The sequence below is a fragment of the Aliidiomarina taiwanensis genome, assembly GCF_003987015.1.
In the GTDB taxonomy this organism is placed as follows: domain Bacteria; phylum Pseudomonadota; class Gammaproteobacteria; order Enterobacterales; family Alteromonadaceae; genus Aliidiomarina; species Aliidiomarina taiwanensis.
The window spans coordinates 321,270-336,258 of record NZ_PIPQ01000002.1 but is presented as its reverse complement, the minus strand read 5'-3'; the positions used below and the strand labels follow the sequence as shown (position 1 = coordinate 336,258).

At 49.4% G+C, this 14,989-nt stretch carries 14 protein-coding genes; 5 read left to right on the top strand and 9 right to left on the bottom strand.

Going from position 1 to position 14,989, the window contains the following annotated elements; genetic code table 11:
- Positions 1 to 8: 8 nt before the first annotated feature.
- The 3 genes from cgtA to rplU form a co-directional block, all read right to left on the bottom strand.
- Positions 9 to 1,187 carry an Obg family GTPase CgtA gene (gene cgtA / locus CWE15_RS05905; protein WP_126757153.1) on the bottom strand — a complete coding sequence of 393 codons (1,179 nt, stop codon included), beginning with the start codon at positions 1,185 to 1,187 and terminating at the stop codon, positions 9 to 11.
- Between the two features lie 131 nt (positions 1,188 to 1,318).
- Complete coding sequence (gene rpmA, locus CWE15_RS05900; protein ID WP_126757152.1) at positions 1,319 to 1,576, bottom strand: 50S ribosomal protein L27; 258 nt, start codon at positions 1,574 to 1,576, stop codon at positions 1,319 to 1,321.
- Between the two features lie 18 nt (positions 1,577 to 1,594).
- Positions 1,595 to 1,906 carry a 50S ribosomal protein L21 gene (rplU, locus tag CWE15_RS05895; RefSeq protein ID WP_126757151.1) on the bottom strand — a complete coding sequence of 104 codons (312 nt, stop codon included), beginning with the start codon at positions 1,904 to 1,906 and terminating at the stop codon, positions 1,595 to 1,597.
- 244 nt (positions 1,907 to 2,150) lie between these two features.
- Between rplU and ispB the strand changes: the two genes are divergently transcribed.
- Positions 2,151 to 3,122, top strand: coding sequence for an octaprenyl diphosphate synthase (gene ispB / locus CWE15_RS05890; protein WP_126757150.1), 972 nt, complete (start codon positions 2,151 to 2,153; stop codon positions 3,120 to 3,122).
- A gap of 68 nt (positions 3,123 to 3,190) precedes the next feature.
- Here ispB and mdh read toward each other — a convergent pair whose 3' ends face one another.
- Positions 3,191 to 4,129, bottom strand: a complete 939-nt coding sequence (mdh, locus tag CWE15_RS05885; RefSeq protein ID WP_126757149.1) for a malate dehydrogenase — start codon at positions 4,127 to 4,129, stop codon at positions 3,191 to 3,193.
- A gap of 142 nt (positions 4,130 to 4,271) precedes the next feature.
- On the opposite strand from mdh, the gene argR reads away from it, so the two are divergent.
- Positions 4,272 to 4,736 carry a transcriptional regulator ArgR gene (argR, locus tag CWE15_RS05880; RefSeq protein WP_126757148.1) on the top strand — a complete coding sequence of 155 codons (465 nt, stop codon included), beginning with the start codon at positions 4,272 to 4,274 and terminating at the stop codon, positions 4,734 to 4,736.
- A gap of 2 nt (positions 4,737 to 4,738) precedes the next feature.
- Here the strand turns inward: argR and CWE15_RS05875 are convergent, their stop codons facing one another.
- From CWE15_RS05875 to CWE15_RS05855, 5 genes are all read right to left on the bottom strand, one after another.
- The gene (locus CWE15_RS05875; protein ID WP_126757147.1) at positions 4,739 to 5,632 is read right to left on the bottom strand and encodes a Dyp-type peroxidase; all 894 of its coding nucleotides are present in this window, start codon (positions 5,630 to 5,632) and stop codon (positions 4,739 to 4,741) included.
- Positions 5,633 to 5,652: 20 nt separating this feature from the next.
- Positions 5,653 to 6,561: a glycosyltransferase family 2 protein gene (locus CWE15_RS05870; RefSeq protein ID WP_126757146.1), complete on the bottom strand. Its 909-nt coding sequence runs from the start codon at positions 6,559 to 6,561 to the stop codon at positions 5,653 to 5,655.
- A 32-nt stretch (positions 6,562 to 6,593) separates the two neighbouring features.
- A complete protein-coding gene (locus tag CWE15_RS05865; protein ID WP_126757145.1) occupies positions 6,594 to 7,874 on the bottom strand; it encodes a nucleotide sugar dehydrogenase in 1,281 nt (426 codons plus the stop codon).
- Positions 7,864 to 8,904, bottom strand: a complete 1,041-nt coding sequence (locus tag CWE15_RS05860; RefSeq protein ID WP_126757144.1) for an SGNH hydrolase domain-containing protein — start codon at positions 8,902 to 8,904, stop codon at positions 7,864 to 7,866. The genes CWE15_RS05865 and CWE15_RS05860 overlap by 11 nt, the downstream gene beginning before the upstream one ends.
- A 95-nt stretch (positions 8,905 to 8,999) precedes the next feature.
- Positions 9,000 to 9,899 (bottom strand): acyltransferase family protein, encoded by a 900-nt coding sequence (locus tag CWE15_RS05855; RefSeq protein ID WP_157980722.1) that lies wholly within the window; start codon positions 9,897 to 9,899, stop codon positions 9,000 to 9,002.
- Between the two features lie 144 nt (positions 9,900 to 10,043).
- On the opposite strand from CWE15_RS05855, the gene CWE15_RS05850 reads away from it, so the two are divergent.
- The 3 genes from CWE15_RS05850 to CWE15_RS05840 are packed head-to-tail and all read left to right on the top strand — an operon-like array spanning position 10,044 to position 14,985.
- Positions 10,044 to 10,688, top strand: a complete 645-nt coding sequence (locus CWE15_RS05850; protein WP_126757142.1) for a TetR/AcrR family transcriptional regulator — start codon at positions 10,044 to 10,046, stop codon at positions 10,686 to 10,688.
- A gap of 40 nt (positions 10,689 to 10,728) precedes the next feature.
- Positions 10,729 to 11,847 (top strand): efflux RND transporter periplasmic adaptor subunit, encoded by a 1,119-nt coding sequence (locus CWE15_RS05845; RefSeq protein ID WP_157980721.1) that lies wholly within the window; start codon positions 10,729 to 10,731, stop codon positions 11,845 to 11,847.
- 9 nt (positions 11,848 to 11,856) lie between these two features.
- The gene (locus CWE15_RS05840) at positions 11,857 to 14,985 is read left to right on the top strand and encodes an efflux RND transporter permease subunit (protein ID WP_126757140.1); all 3,129 of its coding nucleotides are present in this window, start codon (positions 11,857 to 11,859) and stop codon (positions 14,983 to 14,985) included.
- The last annotated feature ends 4 nt before the right edge of the window (positions 14,986 to 14,989 follow it).

Below are 14,989 nucleotides of genomic sequence, written 5' to 3'. Positions count from 1 at the left end.
TCTCTTTATTAACGCTCGTAAATAACATGGCCGTCGTCTGGCTCGTCATCGTCGAAGTCATCATCGTCGTCGTCAAGCTCATCGCCTGCTTCAAACGAAGCCAACTGCTGTTCATGGTGGGTCACCCACTTAAACTCAACAGGCTCTTCTTCGTTTGCCGTCTCTTCCGGCTGTTGCGCCCACAGCTCTTCTAAGTACTGCATGATGTCATGCACGAGCGTTTTACAGTCTTTACCTGTTAACGCAGAAAGCTCAAATACAGGGCCTTCCCATTCTAAGGCTGCAACCACTTTTTCGCGCTGCTCGGCCAAGGCGTCTGCGTCGAGTAAATCGGTTTTATTCAGAACAAGCCAACGCGGTTTAGCTGCAAGTGTTGGGCTATATTTTTCTAATTCTTGAATAATAATTTGTGCGTTTTCTGCCGGATCCGTTCCGTCAAATGGTGCTACGTCCACTAAGTGCAGCAGTAAGCCACAGCGCTCAAGGTGCTTTAAGAACTGAATACCTAAGCCCGTACCTTCGGCGGCGCCTTCAATAAGACCGGGTATGTCTGCCACCACAAAACTTTGATGGGGCGACACACGAACTACACCTAAGTTTGGTGTTAGCGTGGTAAACGGATAGTCTGCAACCTTCGGACGTGCTGCAGAAATAGAACGAATTAAGGTGGACTTCCCTGCGTTTGGCATACCTAATAAGCCAACGTCAGCTAACAACATAAGTTCAAGCAGTAAAATACGGTGCTCGCCCGGTGTACCATCGGTTTTTTGTCGCGGAGCACGGTTAGTGCTGCTTTTAAAGCGCGTGTTGCCCAAGCCATGGAAGCCGCCTTTCGCCACCATCACTTTCTCGCCGTGTTTGGTGAGGTCACCAATCACTTCATTGGTATGCTGATCACGAATACGGGTTCCCACAGGAACGCTTAGGGTAATGTCTTCCCCCCGCTTACCCGTACAGTTACGGCTTTTACCATTTTCGCCTCGGCCTGCACGGTGGGTACGTTCGAAGCGGTAGTCAATGAGGGTGTTTAGGTTTTCATCTGCAATCAGATAGACGTCACCCCCGTCGCCACCATCACCACCGTCGGGGCCACCTTTTGGGATATACTTTTCACGTCGAAAACTAACGCAACCATTACCACCGTCGCCTGCTTCAACGCGAATATCAATTTCATCTACAAATTTCATGCTATTTTGCTACCTGCTGCGAAAACTCATTCATACACAATTTACTGCACCCGCCCGCAGGATACAAATCCAAGGGCTTGGAACAAAAAAACCCCGCATAGAGGCGGGGTTTTTTAAAATCGTGTTCTGTCTTATTCAGCTTCGATGCTGATGTACTTACGATTTTTTGCGCCGCGTTGTGAAAAGCTAACCTTTCCATCAACTTTTGCGAACAAGGTGTGGTCACGACCAACACCCACGTTTTCCCCTGCGTGGAACTTAGTACCACGCTGACGAACTAAGATGTTACCTGCAAGTACTGACTCACCGCCATAGCGCTTAACACCTAGGCGTTTAGCTTCTGAGTCGCGACCGTTACGGGTAGAACCACCAGCCTTTTTTGTTGCCATTTGTCGTTACTCCTCTATTTACGCGCCAACACTTGTGATTTTCACTTCAGTGTACCACTGACGGTGACCCATTTGCGTACGTGAATGCTTCCGACGACGGAACTTCACAATTTTAACCTTATCACCACGACCGTGAGCAACAACTTCAGCTGTTACTTTACCGCCAGCAATAAAAGGTGCACCAATAGTTACTTTATCACCATCAGAGAGCATGAGAACATTCTCAAACTCAACGGTATCACCGGTAGCTGCTTCCAGCTTTTCCAGGCGAACGGTCTGGCCCTCGGTGACACGGTGTTGCTTACCGCCACTTTGAAATACCGCGTACATAGTTATTCTCCAAAATGCCCTTCAGGGCGCTTTAATCTAAATTAGGTCGCGAATTTTACGTAATCCACCCCGCAAAAGCAAGACGAATGCCTATAAAAAATACGTTTTATTTGTTCGTAGCGCATCTATGCCCTACTTCTAAGCTTTAGTATACACGATAGAGACGACAAGGGCTGGCAGAATTTACTAATTTCGGTAAAATACCTGCTCAACTTAAATGATCCGAAAAGGGTTATTCTCTATCATGAATCTTTCCGCCATCCAATCTCTCAGCAAACACGACATGGATGCTGTTAATAAGCTTATTAACACGCAGCTTAGCTCGGACGTTGTGCTTATTAATCAGCTTGGCTTTTACATTATCAATAGTGGTGGCAAACGCTTGCGCCCGTTGTTGGCCGTGCTTGCTGCGCGTGCTTTTGGTTACAAAGGCCAGCTACACCATGTTATAGCAACCATTATTGAGTTTATTCATACCTCCACTTTGCTGCACGACGACGTTGTGGACGACTCCCATGTACGTCGTGGCAAAGAAACTGCCAATGCGCGTTTTGGTAATGAAGCCAGTGTTTTAGTAGGTGACTTCCTGTATAGCCGCTCGTTCCAATTAATGGTGACCACTGGCTCCATGCGCGTGATGGAAATTTTAGCGGACTCCACCAACGTGATTGCGGAAGGGGAAGTGATGCAGCTTATGAACTGCAACGACCCTGATACCACAGAAGAAAGCTATTTCGAGGTTATTTATAGTAAAACAGCGCGTTTATTTGAAGCGGCCGTACAACTTGCAGCGGTTATAAGCGAACAACCGGACGAGCTCGAACAGGCTGCAGCTCGCTATGGTCGCTTTGTGGGGACTGCTTTCCAATTAGTAGACGACCTGCTTGATTACACTGCCGACGTAGAGACCATGGGCAAAGACCCAGGTGACGACTTGTCGGAAGGCAAGCCCACCCTGCCTTTGCTGTACGCCATGTGGCATGGTACGCCTGAGGAAGCCAAACTGATTCGCCACGCCATAGAGCATGGGGGTGAGCGTGACAAATTACCCCAAGTCCTCGCCATTATGGAACGTACCGGGGCGCTTGAGTACACCAAGCAAAAGGCTCTTGAGCAATGCGAACGTGCCATTGCAGAGCTAGCACCCTTACCAGACTCCGACTACAAAAAAGCCCTTATAGCCCTTGCGCGCATATCTGTCGAACGCGTCGCTTAAGTTTTTCGAAGTCACAAAAAAGGGTTGGCTAAGGCCAACCCTTTTTATTGTCTGGTGTTCTTCTTGGCTTATTCGCCGTGTACGAAGTCTACACCCATTTTAATGTCTTTCTTTAAGCCTTCAAGCATGTCGTTTTTCGACTGGGTTTCAAAGGCGCTCAACGCGCCGTATGGCAGTATTTCTACCACGCCCTCAGTACCTAAACGGACGGCTTGAGCAAAGTAGTCTGCTTCGCCACCTGTGCTTTCTACATAGGCGTAATCAACCACTTCTTCGCCCTGCTTGGCTTTTACCAGCGACATACAGAAACGCGCGGCTGCATAGCCCATAGACAAGGTAGCTGAACCACCGCCGGCTTTCGCTTCAACCACTTCGGTTCCAGCGTTTTGAATGCGGTGTGTCAATGACTCCACTTCATCTTGACTAAAGCTTACACCTTCCACTTGTGACAACAGAGGTAAAATAGTGGTTCCGCTGTGACCGCCAATAACAGGCACTTTTACGTCAGCAACGTTTAAGCCTTTCAGTTCAGCAATAAAGGTTTCCGCACGTATCACGTCCAGCGTGGTCACACCGAACAAACGGTTTTTGTCGTACACGCCTTTTTGCTTTAACACTTCAGCAGCAATGGCCACCGTAGTGTTCACAGGGTTGGTGATAATACCAACAAAGGCTTTCGGGCACGTGTCCGCAATATGCTCCACTAGGTTACGAATAATGCCGGCGTTCATATTGAACAAGTCCGAACGATCCATACCTGGCTTACGTGGTACGCCCGCTGGAATAAGTACAATATCGGCACCTTGTAATGCGTCGGTTAAGCCGTCTTGACCATAACCTTTGACAGTTACAGCCGTTGGAATGTGGCTTAAGTCAACAGCAACACCTGGAGTAACCGGCGCAATGTCAAATAGGGCCAGATCCGATCCTGCTGGTAATTGGGTTTTAAGAAGAAGAGATAACGCTTGGCCAATACCGCCGGCTGCGCCTAATACTGCTACTTTCATGTCGTACTCCGTTAGTCTGTTGCAGGGCTCAAACACTATATTATGTTGCCCTAAAATACAACTTTCAGCGTATTCGTCTACTAGGGTTTAGCAACATAATACGGTACAATTAGTTTACATATACAGTTTAACCTTTGAGCTTATGAGTATTTCACATCAAGATCCGCTAACAGAAGCGTTTCATATTTTACTAAAAGAAGAGCGTTACTCTTCCCAAGCTGAAATTGTTGAAGCCTTGCAAAAGCAAGGCTTCGCTTCAATGAATCAGTCGAAGGTGTCGCGCATGTTAAGCCGCTTAGGTGCAGTGCGCGCACGTAATGGTAAAGAGGAAATGGTGTACTGCTTGCCACCCGAGCTTTCCATGCCCACCGCCCGCAGCTCACTCAAGCAGTTGGTACTCGATGTAGAGCATAATCATGTCATGATTATTATCCGCACAACCCCTGGAGCTGCCCAGCTTATTGCGCGCTTACTCGACTCGGTAGGGAAAAAAGAAGGGGTATTAGGCACCATTGCAGGCGATGACACGATATTTATTGCCCCTGTCAATGTGGAGCACATTGAGCAGACCATAGAAAACGTGCGCTGTCTTTTTGAAAACAACTAGTGCTATAAGTCCGCTAGCCAGGTTCTCGAAGGGGCAAACATAATGTCATTGCGCTCTGCGGTTTGGTAGTCCAATAATGGGTCTGCCTCACCGCAGTATCGCTGAGCCATAAAGGCTTCAATGTCCTTTTGCGAACGACTCCAATGCATGACCATTTCGCCTGAGGTCTGCATACTAGCCACTGGCATTTGCAAGCGCCACAAGGCTAATTCTTTCCCGTCGGCCAACACCCTGCTGGTTTTATCTCGGTGACTAGGCTGCGCGCTTGGCCATGGCTCGCCACTTACTTTTTCTCGCCCCATCAGCTCGCGCTGCTGTTCTACATCCAGTGCATGCCAACGGTTTACATCCAGAAAGTTACGCTGAAACCACAGATAACTACCCCCCGCAAACTCACGGCTCACCGACTCAGGTATATAGGCAAAGTCACGTCGCTGTTGCCCGTGAGGCATATTGGGCTCTATTTTAAAACCAAATAAGTCACGGCCGTCTAAGTAACGAAACCCGTCAATTTCTTCGTTGAGCACCACAAACTCTTGCAGCCATTCCAACATGACCCGCCCAGCAAAGTAGGTTGCATCCATACGGTCTGCACGGAAAATAAGGGCCAGGTCCGCATGGCTCGAAGGCAAGGGGTACTCTGAGGTCATAAACACAGGTTGCGGGGCTAGTTCACGGGGACGTGTTGAAGAAAGAATATCCCAATAGCCTTCTCCAATGGCCAACACACAACTTAATTGAGCTTCCGAAAAGCGTGCCGCGAGTTCATCAGCAAACTTCGGAAAACGCTTCAGTTGTTGGCGTACACCGTCCACATCGTCAGAGGTTACATCTAACAGCAGAACCCAGCTATGAATGCTGGGCTCTGCGCAAATGCCTTCTTGTGGTTTGTGCATGTACGCTCCTTTCTTAGCTTCTATTGTTCCCGTGCTGCGTCTTGCACTTTACGAATGGTTTGACGCATTTTGGCATTGGCCTTACTACCGTGGTAGCGGCCTTTTTCAATGTGACGAATACGATATACAGAGTCTACTTGCACCGGCACACCATGGGTTCCCAATAACCAGCGAAAGGCTCTGTCTTCAAAGGTTTTCTTCCAGCGGTCTGTTGGTCTTTGGTAGGCCCCTATATCGTCACAGTACCCCATAGCCCGGCATACATCACCATGCACTATCTGGTATGCCCCCACCGCCCGTTCGAGCGTACGGAAGGTAAAGTCAGACGCGTTCACACTCACCAGTTTGGGCTCTTTGGCCGCCTTTAACATGGGGCTGTCGTCGGTTAATAACGGGGTAATACGCTCTTGCGCCGGGAACACCAACATATCCGTACGTCCCTGCAAGGACTCGGCCAAGCTATCTAAGCAACCTTCACCAAAGACTAAGTCGCAGTCTGCAAACCAGACCCAGTCGGCTTTCGTGTTTTTAGCCACACGGTTGCGACCAATGGCCCGGCGAAACAATTCTGGCGCGGGTATTTTTTGCCAGTTCCAGGTGACATTCTGTACTTGCTGCTCGGCAAAAAAAGCTAACAACTGGCATGTGGCCTGGTCTTCTTCCGCATGAAATACCGTCATAATAACGTCCACATGCTGAGGCGCATGCTGCACCAAAGAGCTTAATTGATAGGCATGTAAATGCGAATAGCGCCAGCAGTGGCTAACAATTTCAAGGGTTAAACGCCCTGTTTTCGCGCTCCGTTTCGCAGGAGGTTTGCCGTACAAAAAGCGCATAGGCAATAGTTTGCTAACAGCAAGGCGAATGGCCGTTTCTTGAGTCTTCTGGTACCAGGGCTCATGCACATCGTAAATTAGCTTTTCGCTCATGTTCGGTTCCTTTTATTTCCGCAACGTTGCCGCTATAAACGCCAGCTTGGCTTGGGCACAATACCCTTCACATCAACCAGAATAGGCGTACCGTCACACAGACTTTCAAAGTCTGCTTGGCTATAACTGCGGTATTCTTTATGCGCCACAGCAACGACCACAGCGTCGTATTGCTTTTTGTCTGTTAATGGGTTCTTGGCAACTTCAAAGCCTCCTATAGCGGCCAGGGTCTCTTCACCGACGCCACTGTCGTGCACCGTCACTTCCACACCATAGTCTTGCAGTTCGGTCACAATGTCCGCAACTTTAGTATTGCGAATATCGGGGCAGTCTTCTTTAAAGCTAAATCCAAGCACCAGCACCTTGGCCCCTTTTATCACTAAGCCGTCGTCTATCATCAGCTTAATCACTCGCTCTGCCACGTACTTGGACATACCGTTGTTAATATGGCGCGAAGACAAAATTAAGTTCGGACTGTACCCTAATTCTTCAGCTTTAAAGGTCAGATAATAGGGGTCCACGCCAATGCAGTGTCCACCGACCAAGCCTGGGAAGAGTTTAATAAAATTCCATTTAGTGGCTGCCGCTTCAATCACTTCTCGCGTGTCTATTCCCATTTGGTTAAAAATAAGCGCCAGCTCATTCATTAAGGCAATATTGACGTCGCGCTGGGTATTTTCAATCACCTTGGCTGCTTCGGCCACACGAATACTTGAGGTTAAATAAGTGCCTGCTGTCACCACCTGCTGGTACAGTTTGTCGACGCGCTGGGCTATTTCCGGAGTCGAGCCCGAGGTGATTTTCAAGATGTTTTTAAAGGTTCTTTCCTTATCCCCTGGGTTAATACGCTCTGGTGAATACCCACAGTAAAAGTCTTGGTTAAACACCAACCCAGAGGCTTCTTCTAACTCGGTCACACACACTTCTTCGGTAACGCCCGGGTAAACCGTTGACTCGTAAATAACCAAGTCGTCCTTATTCAGAACCGAGCCAATGGCACGTGAGGCAGAAATAAGCGGACTTAAGTCTGGGCGGTTGGCACTATCAATAGGCGTGGGCACGGTAATAATATAAATCGTGCAGTCTTTACTGTCCGCCACATTGGCACTAAAGCGCAAGCCTGTGTCTGTGCCGTTTAATGCGGCTTTTAATTCTTCTGGGTTTACTTCTTGTGTGCTGTCAATGCCTTGGTTGAGCTCAGCTACACGCTGTTGGCTTACGTCAAAGCCGAGTACTTGGTAGTGCTCGGCAAAAGCAACGGCAAGGGGCAAGCCCACATAACCTAACCCTACGACACAAATTTTATCGCTCATTCTGTCCCCAGTTTACCTGTTCAAAAATACGGCTGAATTCGGGCGCCAAAAAGTCAGCCCCGTATTCACTTAAATGATCATCGTCATAATAAATTGGCCGCCCCTGTTTATCACCCCAACACGTTTCTTCATCGCAGAAGGTGTTGGTTACCTCAAGCAACTTCACACCACATTGGGCTGCTGCTTGGTCTTGCGCAGCTCGCACCTGTGCTTGACGTTCATTGTACACAGATAAGGGTATGCCAACACGTGCTAAGCTGCCACCAAACAATAAACTGCGTGACATGTGTTGCGGCACATTCACCGGCATTTCGGGAATAGGCCGCAACATAAATACCGGGCGCTGCTGGGCAAAGGCACAAGCTGTCGCCACAATGCCTTGGCTCATTTCTTCATAAAAAGCCTTGGTTCGCTCCGCATAAGGCTTTTGGATATAGTATTCAGGCGCAGTGGCAGCGTCAGTTTCGCCTCGAACATATTGAGCATAGCGACTGACTATCAGCAGCGGCACATCAGAAGGTAAGTCTGCACTCCGTGCTAAAGTGTTTTCAATAAAATCGGCGCAGGCATAATCCCAATCACTTTTTGCTTGGATGCCACGGATCATGCCACAGCCGCTCATAGTCCAGTCAAGCACATACAAATGGTCTTGCGGCAAGGCCCGCTCCACGGCTCGCACTACCGACGCAGCATGACTATCCCCGAGAACGATGGCCCCTAAATGGCTGTTTTCACCCGGTGTTGCCCCATAGGTACAACCGACCGGCTCCCCTCTCGACTTATGAGCTAAGCAGCGGTCCCGCAGCGGGTTTGAATTTGTAACCTCCGCAGCTATCACGTCAATATCAGGTGCTAAGCGCCCGGTAAAATGAGACTCTTTAATGATAGCTGCTACCGCGTATGTGCCAAGCAAACTGAGCACGACTGCAAACGAAGCTTTGGGCACGCTGACTTTATTTAGGCCAGTACGTGTCGGATTTTCAATATACTGAAAAGACAAGTGCCCTAGCAGCAAGCTTAGGGCCATCATACATAAGACCCAGCCCACATGGTGCTGTTGCTGTATAAAGAAGAGGAATACCGCAAGGGGCCAGTGCCACAAATATATACTATAAGACCGTAAGCCTATCCATTGGGCAAAAGGGTGACGAACAAGTGGGTTTTCTTGCCGCTCCGCAACAAAATCAGCATAGTTCCTAGCACAGCAAACACTGCCCAAGGTCCGGGCCACTGAGTTTCGCTGTTGACCAACGCAAAAGTACCCAACATAAAAAGCCATCCCAGCCCGTACAACCAGTGCGGTACTTTGGGCTTTTTTTGCATTTTGCTGAGCATAAACACCACACCGCCAGCGGCCATTTCCCATGCTCTTGTTGGCAATAAGTAAAAGGCGTCCGTCGGCGCACGAGCACTTAACCACACGCTATACAAGAACGAGCTAACCACAAGCCCTACAAGCGCCGCAAATATCCAGGGTAGCCGCCCGCCAGTGAGCTTAGCCACTAACATTAAAAACAGTGGGAACGCCATATAAAACTGCCACTCGGCCCCGAGCGACCAAGTATGCAATAACCATTTCTCGTGGGCGTTGCTATCGAAGTAGCTGTCTGCCCGCGCAAAATCGATGTTGGAAATAAAGCTTAGGGCATAACCCGATTGGGACCCCAATTCTTGGTAGTCGGGCGTAGGCAGCACAAACCAACCGGCGCCTAGCAGGACCAGTACTAACACAATGAGGGCTGGGAATATGCGCTTTGCCCGGGAAAGGTAAAAAGTCCCAAGCCGAAAGCGTTGTTGATGCAGGCCACTGACAATAATATCTGTCATTAACCAACCGGAAATGACAAAAAAAACATCCACCCCAGCAAAGCCACCTGAGAAGCCAGGGACAAGGAAATGAAAAAGCACCACAGACAGCACAGCCCACGCTCGTAAGCCGTTAATATCGTATCGAAATCCTGATTTTTGTAAGGTGAACAAAGCGTCTTTCCAAGCTAATTTATAGTCTAAAATAATGATACCCAAAGCAGCGCTGAGTGTATATGCAAAATCCCGCTTGCTGTTACTGTACCAGTTGTGTAAGATTGCCCCCGAAAATAAACGGACTGACCAGTCCGTCCTTTATGTAATAAAGGTACAGTTTCCTGTTGTGCGAGGCAAAACATCACGATGACACAAGCAGATAAAAAGAAACGCGTACATAAAACACCTGAGCTGCGGCAAGCAGAAATTTTAGCCGCAGCCACCAAGGTGTTTGCCGCGCGTGGTTATCAAGTGGCTGACACACAGGCCATTGCAGATCTGGCCGAGGTGGGTAAAGGAACCCTATATCGCTACTTCCCTACCAAAGAAGCCCTGTTTAAAGAAGCTTTGAAACGCCAGCTCGATATTTTAAAAGAGCGACTAGAAGCCGCTTTTCATTTGCCAGGCAGCCCTTTTGCTAAAATCAAAGCTGTCATGGGGGCCTATTTTCTATTTTTCGACGAGCACCCAGAAACCATTGAATTGTTCGCGCAAGAGCGTGCTGAATTTGGGCGCGACAATACCCCACTTTATTTTGAACGCATTTATACCTGTAATCCTGGGTGGGCCGCCCTTTTTGAAGAGATAAAAGCTCAGCATCCGGCACGCAACCTGAGTATCGACGCCATGATGGCACGCTGTAGCGAAATAATGCATGGCGCCGTTTATATCAGTTTGCGCAACGCCACAGGCTTAAGCGCCTACCAGCAGCTCGACGATATTTTTGAGTTTTACTTGTTTGGCATTTTAGACACACAAAATCCCACACAGTATGTGCAGGACCACACATAATATTTTTTACTATTTGAGTATCTCACGGAGAACCCTTTGTATGGCAGTATCAATTATGTCTCGAATAAAATATGGCAGTTTAGTCACTGGCTTGGCTGTTTTTTTAAGTGCCTGTGGCGGCGAGACACCGCAACAAACAGGCGGCGGCATGCCACCTCCTTTAGTCACTGTGGAAGCCGTGAAATTACAGCCTACCCAGTACACCATTGAGTTACCCGGGCGCTTAGAAGGCTCTCGCGAAGTGCAAGTCAGTGCGCAGGTCTCCGGTATTTTACTTGAGCGCCGTTACCATGAAGGCGACTACATTAAGCAAGGTGAAACCCTGTTCTTAATAGACCCTGAGCCCTATGAGCTAGCCCTTGAAAACGCGAAGGCTGAGTTAGCAAGCGCGCAAACCTTGTACGCTCAAGCAGAGCGTGACTGGTTGCGTATCAAGGATCTATACCAAACCGACACGGTCAGCGAACGGGAATACGAGCAAGCGCGGGCCACCTTTGAAAACTCTGAAGCGCGTTTAGCGCAAGCTGAAGCTGGGAAGCGAAATGCTGAGCGAAACTTGCGCTTTACCCGCGTAGAAGCCCCTATCAGTGGCTATACCGGCAGTGAACAAGCGTCGGAAGGTAACCTAATTCAAGCAGGCCAGTCGTTAACCTACCTGGTGCAAACCGACCCTATGTACGTGCAGTTTTCTATGGGCGAAAAAGACCTGTCCATTTATCGCACGTCCCTACGCAATGGCGATGACATTGAAGACATTGCTTTAGTGACCGCCGGGGGCGAGCGCTATGAGCACACCGGCAGCATTAACTTTATCGACAACCGCATTAATGCCAGCACCAGCCGCATTGGTATGCGCGGTGTGTTTAAAAACCCAAACCAAGTTCTAAGCTCGGGTGAATTTGTCCGGGTTGTTGTCACCCTTCGCACTTACGACGACACCATAGTGGTTCCTCAAAGCGTTATTAGCCAAGGGCCTAATGGACCACAGGTGTTTGTGGTGAACGAGCAAAACCTTGCCCAGGCACGTCCCGTTCAGCTTGGTCCCATCGTGAATGGTGGACAAGTTATTCTTGAAGGGCTATCGCAAGGCGAGCAACTTATAGTGAATGGCCATGTGGCCGTTCGTCACGGTGCTCCTGTTCAAGTAACCAACCCATAAGAGGCGACCATGCTACGATTTTTTATTGATCGACCCCTATTTGCGTCGGTTATTTCCATTATTATTATGCTCTCTGGCCTGGCGGCTTTACGCTCCCTGCCTGTCGAGCAATATCCAGATGTTGTTCCCCCGCAAGTGGTGGTATCTGCTATGTACCCGGGCGCTTCTTCAGAAGTACTCGCGAACGCTGTAGCTGCCCCCCTCGAGCAGGAAATTAACGGCGTGCAAGACATGCTGTACATGGAGTCCACCAGTACCGACTCAGGCATGCTGCAAATCTCCATTTCTTTTGCCATGGGAACAGACCCAGACCAAGCCACTATTAACGTGAACAACCGTGTGCAAGCAGCTACCGCTCGCTTACCGCAAATAGTCCGCGACCTTGGTGTTCGGGTTGAGTCTCGTTCCACCAATATCTTAATGGTCCCCGTACTGTTTTCGAGTACGGGTGCCTTAGAAACCTTGGAAATTAGTAACTACGCCTTAATGAACGTACTCGACGAGCTCGTACGTGTGGAAGGTGTGGGTGACGCTTCCTTGTTTGGTGCGCAAGACTACTCCATGCGTATTTGGACCGACCCTGCAAAACTCGCCGAGTTCAACTTGAACCCGTCTGATGTAGCCAATGCGATTCGTGAACAAAACGCACAGTATGCCGCAGGGCGCTTTGGTGCGCAGCCTGCCCCAACAGGCCAGCCATTTACCTTTAGCGCCACTACGCGGACCCAGCTAACCACGCCAGAAGAGTTTGAGAATGTCATTATTCGCTCGGACGGTACCGGAAATGCCTTACGCGTAGGGGATGTGGCTCGAGTTGAGCTTGGCGCTCAAAACTCCGACTTCTCAGCTATTTATAATAGCCAGTCGGCCGTACCTATGGGTATTTTCTTGCAACCCGGTGCCAACGCCCTAGAAACCGCAGAAAACGTAAAACAAGCCCTAGCAGATATGTCTCAGTACTTCCCTGCTGGCTTGGAATACTATATTCCATACGACACCACCAAGTTTATTGAGATTTCCATTAAAGAAGTGGTGGTCACTTTATTTATTGCAGTGCTATTGGTTGTGCTGGTGACCTTCTTGTTCTTACAGAGCATGCGCGCCACTTTAATACCTATCGCGGCTATCCCTGTGTCGTTGATTGGTACCTTTACCGGTATGCAGTTACTGGGCTTCTCCATTAATATGCTCACCCTATTTGGGCTTGTACTTGCCATTGGTGTGGTGGTGGACAACGCCATTATTATTATGGAAAACGTGGAGCGCTTAATTGAAGAGCGTAGAATGAAGGCGAAAGAAGCCTCCATTTTAACCATGCAGCAAGTTACAGGTGCGGTGATTTCATCGACCCTAGTGCTTGTGGCAGTGTTTGCGCCCGTCGCGTTCCTCTCTGGCCTAAGTGGTGAGCTCTACCGCCAGTTCGCCGTCACCATTGCCGTGTCTGTGGTGGTGTCAGGCATTGTAGCTCTGACTTTAACCCCTGCCATGTGTGCTTTATTGCTAGGTAATAAACGCCAGAAAGTTGCCAAGCCCTTCCAGTTGTTCAACCGTGGTTTCGACAAGCTAACCGACTGGTTTACCGCCGCCGTTAGCTTTCTTATTCACCGTTGGATACTGGGTATGGTGCTGTTTGTTGGCTGTACTGTTGCAGCGGGTGTACTCATGACACGTATGCCGACCAGCTTGGTGCCAGGTGAAGACCAAGGGGTCGCTCTTGCCGTAGCCCAACTGCCTGCTTTGTCTTCCCTCGAGCGCAGTGAAGAAGTACGAAACCAACTGGCAGATAAAGTTTTAGCACTACCGGAAGTAGCCGACTTTACGGCTTTCGCTGGCTTCGACATTATTGCCAGCTCGCTTCGCAGTAATGCTCTGGCCGGCTTTATTAGCTTTGAAGACTGGAGTAAGCGCACAGGTGCCGACCAAACCGCACAAGCCATGGCCCGTAAAATCATGGGCATTGGCTTTGGCATGCAAGAAGCGAACGTGTTCGTGTTTGTACCACCACCCATTCAAGGGTTGTCACTAACAGGTGGTGTTGAAGGCTACATGCAGTCACGCGGTACCTCCGACCCTGTGGAAATTGAAGCCATTGCCCAGCGTATTGTGGCTGCAGCTAATGCTCGGCCGGAACTTGTCGGTACCCGCACCACCCTGGACACCAGCGTACCACGTTATCTGGTCGAGGTAGATCGGGAGAAGGCCAAGGCCATGAATGTGGGTCTCGACCAACTGTTTAGTACCTTAGGTGCCACCATAGGCGCGCAGTACGTTAACGACTTCACCTACCAAGGGCGTTTATGGCAAGTAAACTTGCAAGCGGAAGCTAAGTACCGTGCCACACCTGAAGACTTACGCCACGTATTTGTTCGCTCGAATACAGGCGACATGGTGCCGGTCAGTTCTCTGGTAACCCTAGAGCGTATTCCGGGTGCGGATATTTTAAACCGCTTTAACCTATATAACTCGGCTAAGATCATGGCCGATCCAGCACCTGGCTACACTTCTGGACAAGCCAAGCAAGCCTTGGACGAAGTGATTCTAGCAGAGCAAGGCAATACCAATATCCAAATGGGCTGGATTGGTGAAGCCTATCAGTTAGACGCTGCCCAAGGAGCTGCTAGCTCAGCCTTTGCTATGGGTCTACTCATGGTTGTACTTATACTTATCGCCCAGTACGAACGTGTCACCTTGCCATTTGCTGTGGCGACAGCGGTTCCATTTGGTGTGCTAGGTGGTGCAGTAGCTTCGTTGTTTAAAGGCTTCCCCAACGACGTGTATTTCCAAGTTGGTTTACTTGTGTTGATAGGGCTTGCGGCTAAGAACGCCATCTTAATTGTGGAATTCGCAGCACAAAACCGTAAAGAAGGCATGAGCTCAACCGACGCCGCTGTTACAGCTGCACGTCAGCGTTTCCGGGCCATTATTATGACAGCTGCCACCTTTGTGATTGGTACTTTACCTCTGGTTTTTGCCACAGGTGCAGGCGCCATTAGCCGCCAGGAAATTGGTACTGTGGTCGTTGGTGGTATGCTCGCGGCCAGCTCCCTCGCACTCCTGTTTGTGCCGCTCGCTTATAAGTTGCTGGAAGATGTCAGCACCTGGTTTAGCCAGCGCAAAGAGAAGAAAGCCGCAGCTTAACTTT